The sequence below is a fragment of the Amycolatopsis sp. NPDC031561 genome (assembly GCF_055580625.1).
Genome location: NZ_JBVILA010000009.1, coordinates 89,848 through 104,123, shown reverse-complemented (window position 1 = coordinate 104,123; position 14,276 = coordinate 89,848). Strand labels below are relative to the sequence as shown.

The 14,276-nt window shown below is 66.8% G+C and carries 10 protein-coding genes; 7 read left to right on the top strand and 3 right to left on the bottom strand.

Features of this window, described 5'->3' with window-relative positions; genetic code table 11:
* Positions 1-88 precede the first annotated feature (88 nt).
* The 3 genes from ACZ5IK_RS20235 to ACZ5IK_RS20225 form a co-directional block, all read right to left on the bottom strand.
* Positions 89-595 (bottom strand): SLATT domain-containing protein, encoded by a 507-nt coding sequence (locus ACZ5IK_RS20235; protein ID WP_465489050.1) that lies wholly within the window; start codon positions 593-595, stop codon positions 89-91.
* Complete coding sequence (locus tag ACZ5IK_RS20230; protein ID WP_465489049.1) at positions 596-1,789, bottom strand: RNA-directed DNA polymerase; 1,194 nt, start codon at positions 1,787-1,789, stop codon at positions 596-598. It lies immediately after the preceding gene.
* 674 nt (positions 1,790-2,463) lie between these two features.
* Positions 2,464-3,900, bottom strand: coding sequence for a neutral zinc metallopeptidase (locus tag ACZ5IK_RS20225; protein WP_465489048.1), 1,437 nt, complete (start codon positions 3,898-3,900; stop codon positions 2,464-2,466).
* A 99-nt stretch (positions 3,901-3,999) separates the two neighbouring features.
* Here ACZ5IK_RS20225 and ACZ5IK_RS20220 point away from each other — a divergent pair, with 99 nt between their 5' ends.
* The 7 genes from ACZ5IK_RS20220 (at position 4,000) to ACZ5IK_RS20190 (ending at position 14,274) form a co-directional block, all read left to right on the top strand.
* Entirely contained in the window at positions 4,000-5,769 is a 1,770-nt protein-coding gene (locus ACZ5IK_RS20220; protein ID WP_465489191.1) for a DUF2207 family protein, read from the top strand.
* 85 nt (positions 5,770-5,854) lie between these two features.
* The gene (locus tag ACZ5IK_RS20215) at positions 5,855-7,447 is read left to right on the top strand and encodes a DUF2207 family protein (protein ID WP_465489047.1); all 1,593 of its coding nucleotides are present in this window, start codon (positions 5,855-5,857) and stop codon (positions 7,445-7,447) included.
* Positions 7,448-7,468: 21 nt separating this feature from the next.
* Positions 7,469-8,773 (top strand): M16 family metallopeptidase, encoded by a 1,305-nt coding sequence (locus ACZ5IK_RS20210; RefSeq protein ID WP_465489046.1) that lies wholly within the window; start codon positions 7,469-7,471, stop codon positions 8,771-8,773.
* Complete coding sequence (locus ACZ5IK_RS20205; protein ID WP_465489045.1) at positions 8,770-10,146, top strand: M16 family metallopeptidase; 1,377 nt, start codon at positions 8,770-8,772, stop codon at positions 10,144-10,146. Before ACZ5IK_RS20210 ends, ACZ5IK_RS20205 begins: the two co-directional genes overlap by 4 nt.
* A complete protein-coding gene (gene nudC, locus ACZ5IK_RS20200) occupies positions 10,146-11,159 on the top strand; it encodes an NAD(+) diphosphatase (RefSeq protein ID WP_465489044.1) in 1,014 nt (337 codons plus the stop codon). Before ACZ5IK_RS20205 ends, nudC begins: the two co-directional genes overlap by 1 nt.
* Positions 11,160-11,630: 471 nt before the next feature.
* Positions 11,631-12,881 carry an ROK family transcriptional regulator gene (locus ACZ5IK_RS20195; RefSeq protein ID WP_465489043.1) on the top strand — a complete coding sequence of 417 codons (1,251 nt, stop codon included), beginning with the start codon at positions 11,631-11,633 and terminating at the stop codon, positions 12,879-12,881.
* A gap of 10 nt (positions 12,882-12,891) precedes the next feature.
* Entirely contained in the window at positions 12,892-14,274 is a 1,383-nt protein-coding gene (locus tag ACZ5IK_RS20190) for an extracellular solute-binding protein (RefSeq protein WP_465489042.1), read from the top strand.
* Positions 14,275-14,276: the final 2 nt, after the last annotated feature.

Genomic DNA, 14,276 nt, shown 5'->3' with positions numbered 1-14,276 from the left:
AGACAGTCGTTGATCTGTAGCCTTGCCCGGCAGAGTATAGGACTGTCGCTCAGTGGGTGGCGCAAGTAAATTGCTACATTGCGACCCTCTAGTCGTCTTTCTTTGTGCTGGTATTCATGATTCCCTTTTTTATTCGCTTGTCTGCGGTGGTAAAAGATCTGTTTGACAGGGGCTCGTCTCGTGAAACAATAGATTGGTAGCTGGCTACTAGCGCCCTGGTTGTTTCTTGAAGTTCATCCTTTGACTCGCATTCTCCAGCAAGACTGCGTGCGAGTCGGATATCATGGCGCAATTGTGTGTATCTGCGGGCCGAATCCTTATAGGCTGGCGTCTTCCGTTCTGCACCTAGGAACGATCCCGTTGCTGCTACTAGGCCGGCTGTCGCTGACGCTACTCCCCAAGCCTTGTTCCAGTCTAGTGCGACTAGAATTCCTGCGAATGCCGCAACTATTGCGGGTATGAATACTACAACTTTTCCCCATAATTCTGCTCTCTTTGCGGCTTCAAAGTAAGCTTGAGCGCTATATGTTGAGTCTTCGTACAGTGAATCGAGTACCCTGACATAGGGAGCTGACTCCTGGCTCGTTAATGGCATCTAGATGACCTGCTTAGGGAGGGGTATTTTTGGCTGCAGAAGAAGATATTCTGCGGTCCATCTGATCTCGGTAGGTTCAAGTCTCAATCCTTGAAGAAGGCGGTTTGAACAGTAGTTGGCTTCGTACATTGCAATAAGAAGTGCTCGCCGCATTCGAACTTCGGCCTCGCTTTCGTAGTAGTGTTTTAGTCTCTGCCCGTCTCCATATCTGGCATGGCGACCTATGTATCGAGCTGCGTGCTCACGCACAAATCCTTCCTTGTTTCGGTCGTCAACTAAGTTCCAAGCGAGTTGCCACACGTCGTAACTGTACAAGTCGCGAGATAGAAAATATCTAATTATCTCCTGCTCTAGGTAGGGGTTCTTCTGTCTTCCGGCGCGTCTAATCATCAGGTTCAGATGATTGCTGATTTGAGGAGATATATCCACAAAGAAGTGTAGGTAGTCAAACAGTGGCTCCGCAAGATGAGGATTACGCTCAAGATTTCGCAATGACCAGTTGACTGCATAGTCGTCTTTCAGCTTTCCGAGTCGCCAGGTTACCCATTTTAGGTCTCTGCGAAATAAAGGTTGTTCCTGGATTGTCTTATCGAAGTAGGCGCGCAACTCTGCTGAAGAACGCCTCGTTTCGATTGAGATCCCGTATTGGATTGCATCCTTCTCATTTTCCTCGAATCTGCCAAGTGCTTCATCGGGTTCGAATATCCTCGTCTTTCCTGACGCCATTGCCAAGCGGCGAGACCGCATCATTTTATTGATATCTAGCAGTGCAAATCTAAGGTTGTCCCAGTTGGTGTCGAATATATCCATATCGTCGGAATATCTTAGGTATCGAAGATTATTTCTCTGCAGATAGTGGTCGATGGGCGATAGATATAGGTTTGATAGGAGTCCGGATACGTCGGGGCCTTGGGGTAGTCCCCAGGCGTGGTTGACCTGCTGAAAACCGGCTAGGAATTCGTTTAGCAGTCGAGGTGAGTATCCTTCGATGTCAAGCGCGTTGATATCGTCGACTAGGATGTCTATGTCGATATTCTCGTAGAAGGATACGATATCTGTTTTTGCGAGTCTGAGGTGATTATTGGATTTCAGCGCCTGACGTCCACGCTGCTGCATCCGAATCCACGATGGGATTGGATTCCAAAATCTAGATCCATCTAGGCGCCATCGGTAGCTATGAACAGCGCCGTTCATGGTGTTATCGATAGCTCGCCCGACCTGTAGCGCTAGTGCGCTGTACGCGATACGATCCTCGATGTTAAATCTTACTAGTGGGCGAACGTTAATTTGATCTTTGGGGTGGTCGACAATTTGAATTCTGGTGGGCCGTACGTTTTCGCTTTTAATTCGAAGTAGCACGTCATGAATTATGCTTTCCTTGGCTGAAAGTAAGTCTCGCCATTCTATGACGTCATTTAGTGATCCGGTCTTGGTTTCCTTTAGAAAACATGACCATGCCGCACGGGCGCTGTCTTCAATGCGCATATATGGTGGTTTTGTTTGCGGCCTATAGTAGTCGTGCATTCAGACGCCCTTGCCTCCCTGTGAAGACCTTGAACAGGTCCAATCGCCCCACTGGGGCATTCGTTACATCATTGCTCCATTTGGGGTAATGTGAGGTGTGGGTGTAAAGTGCGGTTGGACAGGCTGACTGCCAGTCAGCCTTTGTCTGGCTGGCAGTCAGAAATGTTCTATTGCTGTGCTTCTGGTTATTCGCCTATCGCAATCGAGGCTTCTGTATTGGTGGGTGATAGCAACGGTCTGTTGCCTCACCCCGCCGAGCTGACCCTTTGAAAGCGTGTGAAGGCCCCCTTCCCTCGGCTCAGCCGAGGGAAGGGGGCCTTCACACGCAATGAGGACCGAACGCGTCAGGACACGTCGGACGAGTTCGCCGCCCACGTGTTGCACTGCGCTATCCGGTTCTTCTGCGCGCCGTGCTGCCACCACGAGATCGCGTGCGCGTCGGAGCCGTGGTCGCGCGGACCGCCGTTGTGGTCGCCGCGGTCCTGAGATCCCCACGCGTCCCGGTACATCGCCTGATCGACCGAGCCGCCGCGGCCCACCGTCGAGCCCAGGAACGTCCCGGACAGACATTGCGCCGAAAGTTCGTTCCGCCGCGACATCTCCAGGCCCGCCGCCGAGTCGGTGCCCGCGTCGTACCGTGCGTCCCAATAGGCCTCCGAGATACCGGAAAGCGCCTGGATGTGGTGCGCGTACTCATGGGCGAAGACCGCGAGGTAGACCCCGGGCCGGTTGCCGTACTGGGCGGGCTGAAGGCCTTCGTACGGCATGTACAGCGTCTCGTTCTGCGAGCAGTAGAACGCCGCCACCGTGCCGCCGCTGGCGTCACCGCACGGGCTCGACCAGTTCTTGCCGGATGGGTACTTCACGGTCGGCACCCGGAACGGCAGCTTCGTGTAGCTCATGACCTGCTGCCAAACACTGTCCAGGCAGGGCCGCGCGCTTTCGAAGAACGCCGACGACGCGTTCGGGTTGCTCGCCCAGCGCGAGAGGTTGCACGCCTGGTTCGGCAGTCCGACGTCGGAGCTGAGCCACAGCGGGTTGTCCGCCAGCTTGTGATGCGGTTGCGGACCGGACGGCGCCCGGCTGGCCGAGGTCTCGCGGCTCGATCCGGTCGACGTCTCGCGCGACGCCGTCGAATCGCGCGAGCGGGTGGCGGTCGTCGACGTCTCACTGGAGGTCGTCGTCGTCGTGTAGTCCGAAGAGGACGTCGTCGGGCTCGTCGGATAGCTCGAGTACCCGGCGTCCGCGACGTGGCGTGAGCCGCCGTTCGCGATGGCGATCACCATGATCAGCCCGCCCATCACCGCCATCACGGCCACGATCGCGACGGCCGCGATGACCCCGCCGTTCGACTTCTTGGGCCGGTATCCCCCGTAGGGCGCGAAAGCGGGCTGGGCGAAACGCGGGCCGTAGGGAAGTTGCGGCGGGCCGACGGCGCCGGGCTGGAACGGGACCGGCGCCCCGATCCGCGGCGGCGGCAGCGGGGCCGCGCCCGGTGGGGGCAGCGGCATCCCACCGCTCGGCGGACCCGGCCGGAACGGCGGCGGGACCGGCATCGGCCGCGATATCGGCGGCCGCTGACCCGGGCCCGGCTGCCCGGGTGGGACGGGGCGACCCGGCGGAACGGGGCCCGGCCGGTTCGGCGGCGGCAGCGGCGGGCCACCGCGCGGCGGCAGCGGGCGCGCACCCGGCGGCGGCAGCGGACGGCCGCCCTGCGGTGGCCGTGGCGGTGGAGTCGGCCGGCGCCGCGGGTCAGGCGGGCCGGGCGGCTGGTGGTTCATCGAGTGGATCCCCCATGCGGTCTGCAACGCCGTTCGCCCAGGTGGCGGATTCGGCGATTCGGCGGTCAGCATAGATCGGCTGCCCTAGAGTGTGTGGCTGTGTTGACGAAATGGGGGACGGCGGTCGTGGCCGTCGCGGCGAGCTCGGCCTTGATGGCCCCGCCGTCGGATTCGAATGTTCCGGAGGCGCCCGAAGCGGGCCCTTCGCTGACGAACGCGCCACAATTGCCGAAGCCGCCGCCACTGGGCGCGCGCGGCCAGCTCGGGCTGCTCCAGCCGCCGAGCGGCGCGGCCGCGAACGTCGCGGTGAAGGTGGAACGCGACGGTTCCGTGTCGATCACCGAGCAGGTGACCGTCCCGGGTGGACAGCATCTCGTCCGGCGGATCCCGCTGAGGGTTCCCGCTGGTGAAGAGCAGGACCGCGTCTACGGGGTCCGCGACGTCTCGGTGGAGGGCGCGGGCAAGGCCGAGTCGAACGGCGAGCAGCTGGTCGCCACCTTCGACGGCGGCGCCGCCACCCTCAAGTACAAAGTGGACGGAGCGGTCGCCGACGTCAACGGCGCGCAGCAGGTGCGCTGGCAGGTCGCGAGCGGCTGGGACGGCGAGCTGTCCCGCGTGTCCGCCTCGTTCAGCGCGCCGACGCGCGAAATGCCCACAGTGGACTGTTTCGCCGGGCCGCTCGGTTCGGACAGGCAGTGTTCGCTCGCGGAGACCGACCACAGCGGTGTCGTCCGTATCGAGCAGGACAAGCTCGCGGCGGGCGAACGGGTCGATCTCGCCGTCCAGCTCCCGGCGGGCACCGTGCCCGCGAACGCGCGGTTCGAGCAGCTCTCGTCGGTCGGCGGCGCGTTCGCCCTCACCACGCTCACCGGCATCGGTTTCGGGGCGCTGGCGCTGTTCCTCCTGCTCGGCGCGCTGGCGATCCTGCTGCTGCGCCGCCGCGACAAGGGCGCGCTCACCGCGGGCACCGGCCCTGTCGACGTCCTCATGCGAGACGGCGACAGGGTCTCCTTCGCCTCTCCCGACGGCGTCCTGCCCGGCCAGGTCGGCACGGTCGTCGACGAGACCGTCGACGTCGTGGACGTCAGCGGCACGGTGGTCGACCTCGCGGTCCGCAACTACCTGTGGATCGCCGAGGTCCGCGGCGCGGGCACCGTCGATTGGCAGATCGCCCGCCGTAACGCGCCGGACGAGCACCTCGTCGCCTTCGAGCGCGAAATCTACGCCGCGCTCCTGCCCGAGGGCACCGATTCCGTGCTGCTGTCGGAACTCCGCGGCCGCGGCACCGTCGATCTCCGCGTCGCGGGCGAGGCGATGTACGCCGACGTCGTGCGCAAGGGCTGGTTCTCGCGCCGCCCCGACAAGGGCAAGAGCAAACTCACCTGGGCGGGCATCGGCCTGGTCGCGCTCGGCCTCGTGGGCACCGCGGTCCTGACGTTCACGGCGGGCCACGCGCTGCTCGGCGTCGCGGTCGCGCTCGCCGGGGTCGCCGCGCTGCTCGGCGCGTCGTGGGTGCCGCCGAGGACCTCACGCGGCAGGCGCCTGGTCGGCCAGGTGCGCGGGCTGCTCGAATACCTGCACACGGTCAAGGTCGAGGGCATTCCCTTGGCGGACCGGGAAATGGTGTTCTCCCGGTCGCTGCCGTACGCCATCGTGCTCGGCGACGCCGAACACTGGCTCCGGACGTTCGAGGCGCTCGACCCGTCGGCGGACGGTTCGGCCGGGCTGTACTGGTTCGGCGGCCTCGAAGGCGATCGGGACCTGCGGCGGTTCGCCGCGCATCTGCCGTCGTTCCTGTCCGCTTTGGACGGACTCCTCGCCGAATCCGGGCACCTGCGCTCGATCCGCCCGGAACCGGTCCCCGCCTGACGTGAACTCCCGCGATTCGTCCTCTTGTTGCGGTCCTTGCACGCGCAACTACCGCAACAAGAGGACTACTTGCGCCCTCCTGGCGGTGCTGGTGCTCTCGCTGGTGCTGGGTGCGGCACCGGCGGGAGCGCAGGGCGAACCGTCGCTGCCCGCGCTCCCCAACAGCGCGGAAATCTCGCTCAAGGTCGAACGTGACGGCGCCCTCTCGGTCGTCGAGGCGGTGTCCGTGCCGAGCGAGGCGACGATGACCCGTCGCATCCCGCTCCGCACGGCCGCCCCGCGCGACCGCGACCGGATCATCGGCATCCGTGACGTCGTCATCGAAGGCGCGGGCAACTCCGAGCTGACCGACGACGAGTTCACCATCCGGCTCAAGGGCGGCACCTCGATCGTCCGGTACACAGTGGACGGTGCGGTCGCCGAAGCCGACGGCCTGGTACGGGTCGGCTGGCAGGTCGCGGGCGGCTGGGACGGACGGCTCGAACTCGTGCGCGCGAGCTTCGCCGCGCCGTCCATCCCGAACGCGGTCACCTGTTTCGCCGGGCCCGAGGGCTCGCGGGCGCACTGCGGCGGCGCCCAGATCTCGCATTCCGGGCTGACCCGGTTCAACCAGCAGAACCTCGCGGCCGGGCAGCGGATGGAGATCTCGGTCGAGCTGCCCGCGGGCACCGTCCCGGCGAACGCGCGGCTGGAGCCGTCGAAGACCTTCGCGGGGGCGTTCGTGCTCACCGCTCCGGTCGGCTGGGCCTGGGGCGGCTTCGCGCTCGCCCTGGTCGCGGCCGCCGTGGCGCTGGCGTTGCTGCGGAGGCGGGACAAGCATCCGGGCGACGCGCTCCCGGTCCGGCTGCTCACCGGGAAGGACGGCCAGGCCGCGTTCGCGTCACCCGACGGGGTGTTGCCGGGACAGGCCGGGCTCGTCCTTTCGGGTCGTGCCGACGCCGTCGACCTCGCCGCGACGGTCGTCGACCTCGCGGTCCGCAACTACCTGTGGGTGAGCGAGGAGCCCGGCGAACTGACCGGCTGGCGGCTCGTCCGCCGCAATCCGCCGGACGAGCAGCTGACCGCCTTCGAACGCGCGGTGTTCGACGTCCTGCTCCCGGACGGGCGGGAGTCGGTGCTGCTGTCGGAGATCCAAGCCGCCCGGATCGGGATCGAAACGGTGCGGGGCGCCTTGGACGACAGCGTCGTCGAACGCCGCTGGTACTCGCGCCTTCCCGCCAAGCTCACCCGCGTCGGCCTGCGTGTCTGTTTCTACGGTTTGTTCCTCACCATCCTGCTGGCGCTGACGGTCGGATACGCCCAACTCGGGTTGATCGTCGTCGCCGCGGGCGCCGTCCTCGCCGTCGGGGCCCGATGGCTGCCGACGCGCACCGGCGCCGGAGTCACGCTGCACAGACGGCTGCTCGGCGTCCGGGACGCGCTGCTGACGACCAAACCGGCGGCCGTCCCGAAGCTCGAACGCGAGGTTCTTCTTTCCCGCGCGCTGCCCTACGCGCTCGCTCTCGGCGAACAAGAACAGTGGGTCGCCGGATTCGCCGCGCTCAAGGGCGGGCCCAAGATCTACTGGTACGGCAGGGAAGCCGCCGAGGAGGGGGAGATCGCGCGGGTGAGCGACTTCACGGCCGCGGTGGTGGGCACCTTCGCCGCGACCCGCCAGGGTCGTCGCCTGGAGGCCTGAGTAGCCCGTAGGGTGGTGCGCATGGCCGATCCCGAGCTTGTCCGATTCACCCTCGACAACGGTCTGCGCGTGGTGCTCGCGCCCGACGCGACCGCTCCGGTGGTGGGTGTCAGCGTCCACTACGACGTGGGCTTCCGTTCCGAGCCCGAAGGGCGCACCGGTTTCGCGCACCTCTTCGAGCATTTGATGTTCCAGGGGAGCGAGAGCCTGGAGAAGCTCGCGCACTTCCGATACGTCCAGTCGAGTGGTGGGAGCTTCAACGGTTCCACCCATCCGGACTACACGGACTACTTCGAGGTGCTCCCCGCCGCGGCTCTCGAGCGCGCCCTGTTCCTCGAAGCGGACAGGATGCGGGCGCCGAAGCTGACGCAGGAGAACCTGGCCAACCAGATCGACGTGGTCAAGGAGGAGATCCGCCTCAACGTGCTGAACCGGCCGTACGGCGGGTTCCCGTGGATCACGCTCCCGCCGGTGCTGTACTCGACGTTCCCCAACGCGCACAACGGTTACGGCGGTTTCGAGGACCTCGAACAGGCCACCATCGACGACTGCGCGGCCTTCTTCGACACCTACTACTCGCCCGCGAACGCGGTGCTGACCGTCGCCGGTGACTTCACCGTCGAGCAGGCCCGCGAGCTGATCGAGAAGCACTTCGGTGACGTGCCGCACCGGCCCGCGCCCGAGCGTCCCTCGTTCGCCGAGCCCGCCCCCGAGGGTGAGCTGCGCGGCGAGCAGATCGACCAGCACGCCCCGCTGCCCGCGATCGGCATCGGCTACCGCATGCCGGATCCGATCAACGACCTCGACGGTTACCTGGCGAACCTCGTGCTCGCCGGCGTGCTGTCCGACGGCGACGGCTCCCGGCTGCAGCAGCGCATGGTGCACCGCGAGCCGCTGGTCGTCGACATCGGCGCGGGCGCCGGGCTGTTCGGCCCGTTCGAGGCCCGCGACCCGGACACGTTCACCATCACCGCGATCCACCCGCCCGAGGTGAGCACCGAGCAGGTGCTCGCCGCGCTGGACGACGAACTGGAGAAGCTGGCGGCCACGCCGCCGGAGGACCAGGAACTGAAGAAGGTCACCGCGCGCTGGGCCGCGAGCCTGCACTCCGAGCACGACAAGCTGGTGTCCCGCACGCTCGCCCTCGGCTCGTTCGAGCTGCTCTACGGCGACGCGTCGCTGGTGTACCGGCTCGCCGAGAAGATGTCGGCGGTCACCGGTGAAGCAGTCTCGGCGGCGGCGAAGGCGCTGCGGCCGGACTCGCGCGCCGTCCTCGTCGTCCGCCCGGGTAATGGATCTTCAGACCAGGAAGGTACCGAGCAGTGAGCGCACCGCACCGCACCGCCGAGGAGATCGGCCGCACGGCCGCCGGGCCGCGTCCGGTCCCGTCGCTGGGGACGCAGCGCGCCGCCGCCGATCTGTCCCATGTGGACACCACGCTGAGCAACGGCCTGCGGGTGCTCGCCGTCCGCAAGGCCACCGTGCCGCTGGTCGAGCTGCGGGTGTGGATCCCGTTCGCCGGCGAGGACGCGCTGCACCCGGCGACCGCCGAAGTGCTGGCCGAGACCCTGCTGACCGGCACCGCCCGCCGCGACCGCATCGAGATCGACGCCGATCTGGCGCTGATCGGTGGTGACCTGGGATCCGGCGTCGACCCGGAGCGGCTGTCCATCTCCGGCACCTCGCTGGCCGAGGGCCTGCCGACGATGCTCGACGTCCTCGCCGACGCGCTCACCGGCGCGTCGTACGCCGACGCCGAGGTCGCGCGGGAACGCGAACGACTGATCGAGCGGATCGCCGTCTCCCGCACCCAGCCGAGGACGATCGCCCGCGAGGCGCTGCAGAAGCACCGCTACGGGAACCACCCCGCGGTGCGCGAGGTCCCGCAGGCCGAAGACGTCGCCGTCGTCACGCCGGAGCAGGTGCGCGCTCTGCACCAGGCCTCGGTGCTGCCGCGCGGATCCGTGCTGGTGCTCGTCGGCGACATCGACCCGCAGACCGTCATCGGCGACCTGGAGAAGGCACTCGGCGGCTGGGCTTCGGACCGCTCCGCCGTCCGCCTGCCCGCGCTGCCCGACCTCACCGGCGGCAACGTCCTGCTGGTGCCGCGCGCGGGTGCCGTGCAGTCGCAGATCCGGCTGTCGGCGCAGACCGTGCCGCGCACGGACCCGAGGTACGCCGCTTTGCAGCTGGCGAACCTCGCGTACGGCGGATACTTCTCGTCGCGGCTGGTCGAGAACATCCGTGAGGACAAGGGTTACACCTACAGCGCGCACTCCGGCTTCGAGTTCACGGACCAGACCGCCGTGGTGAACGTCGACGCGGACACCGCGACCGACGCGACCGCCGCCGCGCTCCTGGAGACGCGCTACGAACTGGCCAGGCTCGGTCTCGTGCCGCCGACCGCCGACGAGGTCGAGTCGGTGCGGCAGTACGCGATCGGCTCGCTGGTCACGTCGGCGTCGTCGCAGGCGGGCCTCGCCGCGCAGCTGGCCGCGCTCGCCGCGACCGGACTGGGCGCCGAATGGCTCGCCGAGCATCCGGCCCGGCTCGCCGCGGTCACCGCCGAGGACGTGGCGAACGCCGCGCTGGAGTTCTTCGCGCCCCAGCGGTTCACCGGGGTCGTCGTCGGCGACGCCGACGTCCTCGCGCCGAAGCTGAAGGCACTGGGCGACGTGACCGTCGGGGAACCAGCCTGATGGAGACACCGTTCGGGTTAGGGGCGCTCCCGACGCTTTCGCGCTCCACGGCGGACCGTCAGGAATCCTTGCGCACCAACCCGGACAGGCTCGCCGAGCGCTGGCCGGACGCGCGCGTCGTGCTGCTCGACGAGCACGCGCGCACCCCGGTGGTCGAGGGTTCCGGCTCGCTCGCGACCCGCAAGACGCAGGACTTCGGCGCCGAGCCGCCCGCCGACGCGGTCTTCCTGGGGGAGTGGCAGGGCACCGACTACTGGTCGCTGCCCGGCCGCCCCGCGGGGGAGACCGAGACCGTCGAAATGGCGGGCAGTTGGGGCGTCATCGAAGAGGTCCCGCGGCACGAAGGCGAGATCTGGGTCGACCTGCGCGGCTACGGTGACCTGCTCGACGACACGTCGGCGGGGCTGTTCACCACCGCGCAGGCGCTGCTGAACTGGCGTCGGCAGGCGAAGTTCTGCACGCGCTGCGGGAGCCCGGTCGAGGTGGTCCAGCTGGGCTGGGCGAGCAAGTGCACCGGCTGCGGCCGGGAGGAATACCCGCGCACCGACCCCGCCGTCATCTGCCTCGTGCACGACGACGCCGGCGTCAACGGCGAGCACGTCCTGCTGGCACGGCAGCCGATCTGGCCGGAAAACCGGTACTCGATCCTCGCCGGGTTCGTCGAGGCGGGGGAGTCGCTCGAAGGCTGTGTCGAGCGGGAGATCCGCGAAGAGGTCGGCGTCGACGTGCGCGACGTGCGCTATCTCGGCAGCCAGCCGTGGCCGTTCCCGCGGTCGATCATGCTCGGTTTCACCGCGCGGGCCGACATCTCTTCGACGATCGTGCCCGCGGAGGGCGAAATCGAAGAGGCGTTCTGGGTTTCGCGCTCGGAGGTGCGGGCCGCTTTCGCGAACAGTCAGCTGCGGAACGCGGGCGCCGTGCCGACCCCGATCGCCGGTGGCGCGCGGCAGCTGGTGCTGCCGGGGAACTCGTCGATCGCACGCGTCATGTTGGCGGCTTGGGCAGGCGTCTGACCCCGTACGCGAGTGCCCGGCACGTTCGGTGCTCGGTCCAGAGATGTCATGAAAGGGGCTTTCAAGACGTTTTTCGTCCTGAAAGCCCCTTTCATGACATCTGGGCGGGCGGCGCCTTGTGAGCGGGCTGCCCCCGGTACGCGAGTGCAATGAAAGGCCCGTTACTTGCAAAATTTGCGAGTAACGGGCCTTTCATTGCATCGGGCCCCGGCACTCGAGGCAGCGGTTCGCGCCACCGCCCACCTCGCCGTTCCCCCTCCAGCCGCCATTACCACTCAAGAAGCAGGTCCACCCGCGGCCACCCTCCGCACCGGTACGCATACCCGCTGTGCGGAACGCGCCAAGCGTTACCTCCCCGTTTTCCAGGCCCGTTGACGGCTGTGGTTCGGCTCACTACAGTCCCCGGAAACCGTCTGTAAAGTTTCCTAACGAAGTCGGGAGCGAGCCCCAGTGCGAGCCGGTAGTCCGCGAATGCTGCGCGAGATCAACGATCGCGCGGCCATCGAGGTCCTCCTCAGGGACGGCCCGCTGACGCGCTCCGAGCTCGAGGTCGCGATCGGCCTGTCGAAGCCCGCGACGGCGCAGCTGCTCACCCGCCTCGAACAGGACGACGTCGTCGCCAAGGCGGGCGTGCGCGGTGGGGGCCGTGGGCCGAGGGCGCAGCTCTGGCAGGTCAACGGCGGCGTCGCCTACGTCGCGGCCGTGGACCTGACACCCCAGAAAGCCGATTTCGTCGTCGCCGACGTCACGGGCGCGGTGCTCGCGGAGTACCAGGTCCCGCTGCCGGTCCACGCGGGCGCGGACGTCGTCGGCACCTTCGGCGCGGCGCTCACCCATGTCGCCGGTGAGGCCGGGCTCGCCGCCACCGACCTCCGTCACGTGGTCATCGGCGCGCAGGGCGCGTTCGACCCGCGCACCGGTCTGCTCTCGTCGGCGCCGCACATCCCCGGCTGGCTCGGCTTCGACGTGCCGACCAGGCTCAGCGAGGAACTCGGCGTCGGCGTCACCATCGAAAACGACGTCAACCTCGTCGCGATCGTCGAAATGACCGTCGGCCAGGCCGTCGGTCTCGACGACTTCGTGATGATCTGGCTCAGCGACGGCGTCGGCGGCGCGGTGGTGGTCGGGCGGCGGCTGCTGCGCGGCGCGACCGGCGGTGGCGGCGAGATCGACTGGATGCGTGTTCCCGACCCGGTTTCCGTCGCCACCCCGGGCACCAAACCTCGCGCCGGAGATCGTTTCGGCGACCTCGTCGCGTCACCCGCCGTCGTCGAGCTGGCCGCCGCGCACGGCATCGAGGCCGAGGACGGCGCGGACGCCGTCGCCAAGGCACGACAAGACGACAACCAAGCCTTCCTCGACGACCTCGCCCGCCGCGTCGCGAGTGGCGCGGCCGGGCTGATCGCGGTCGTCGACCCCGAACTCGTGCTTCTTTCCGGTGACACCAGCCGGGCCGGTGGCGACGAATTCGCCGCACTGGTGGCGAAAAGGCTGCACGAGCTCGTCCTGCCCCGCACCCCCGTCGGGGTCGCTTCGGTGCAGGGCAACGCGGTGCGCGAGGGCGCCCTTCAATCCGCCCTCGCCACCGTCCGCAGGGACGTCTTCGGCGTCAACACCCCTTCGCTCCTCGGGCCCCGCAGGTCCGGGGCGGGAGAGCCCGGTCAGCTCGCGGCGATCCCCGAATCACGAACAGAACCACCGTCTCCCGCCCCAACCAATTAGGAGGAGGGTCATGAGTTCCACGACCCAGGTTCGGAGAAGTGGCCGCCGTTGGCGCGGCTCGATAGTGCTCGGCGCGGTCACCGTCGCCGCACTGGTGTCCGCTTGTTCGGGCGCCGCAAGCGGCCCGAACAGTGGGTCGGGTGACCCGGCGGCCGCCCCCGCCTCGGACGCGAAGCTCACGCTGACCGTCTACAGCAAGTTCACCGACCGCGAGTACAACGTGGTCACCGCCGGGCTCAACAAGCTCAAGGCGAAGTTCCCGAACATCGAGATCAAGCACGAAGGCCAGCAGGACGACGACAAGATCACCCAGTCCATCCGCGGTGGCAACCCGCCGGACGTGGCGATCTCGTTCTTCACCGACAACCTCGGCGCCTGGTGTTCCACGGGCAGTTTCCAGGATCTCAAGCCCTATATCGACCGCGACAAGATCGACCTGAACCAGATTCCGGACGCGGTCCGCAGCTACACCGAGTACCAGGGCAAGCGCTGCGCCATGCCGCTGCTCGCCGACGTCTACGGCTTCTACTACAACAAGGACATGTTCGCGGCGAAGGGCATCACTTCGCCGCCGAAGACGACCTCGGAACTGTTCGAGGCCACCAAGAAGCTGACCGAGTTCAACCCGGACGGCTCGATCAAGACCGCGGGCTTCCTGCCGTCGATGCCGTTCTACGCGAACTACGCGCAGTACTGGGCCCCGAACTTCGGCGCCACCTACCTCGGCCCCGACGGTCAGTCCCACCTGGCCGACAGCCCCGAGTGGAAGTCGATGTTCGACTTCCAGAAGCAGCTCGTCGACTTCTACGGCGGCCACGCCAAGGTCGAGCAGTTCAAGGCCGGTCTCGGCGAGGAATACTCGGCGGACCACGGTTTCCAGCGTGGCAAGCTCGCGATGATGATCGACGGCGAGTACCGCACCGCGTTCATCAAGGACCAGGCACCGGAACTGAAGTTCGGTACCGCGGCCCCGCCGGTGCTCGACAGCAAGCCGGACCGTTACGGCGGCGCGTTCACCACGGGCACGATCATCGCGATCCCCAAGGGCGCCAAGAACCCCGGTGCCGCTTGGGAACTGATCAAGCAGGTCACCCTCGACACGTCGACGCTCGTCGAGCTGTCGAACGGGCTCAAGAACGTGCCGAGCACCAAGGCCGCGCTGACCGACCCGAAGCTCGAGGTCACGCCCGAGTTCAAGACGTTCCTCGATCTGTACAACGGCGGGAAGCTGCTTCCCAACCCGTCGACCCCGATCGGCGACGCGCACCTCAAGGCCGTCAACGACTTCGCGGAGAAGTGGCAGGCGGGCAACATCCCCGACATGACCGCGGGTCTCAAGCAGGTCGACGCTCAGATCAACGACGAGCTGGCCCAGAAACGCGCCGGCGGCTGATC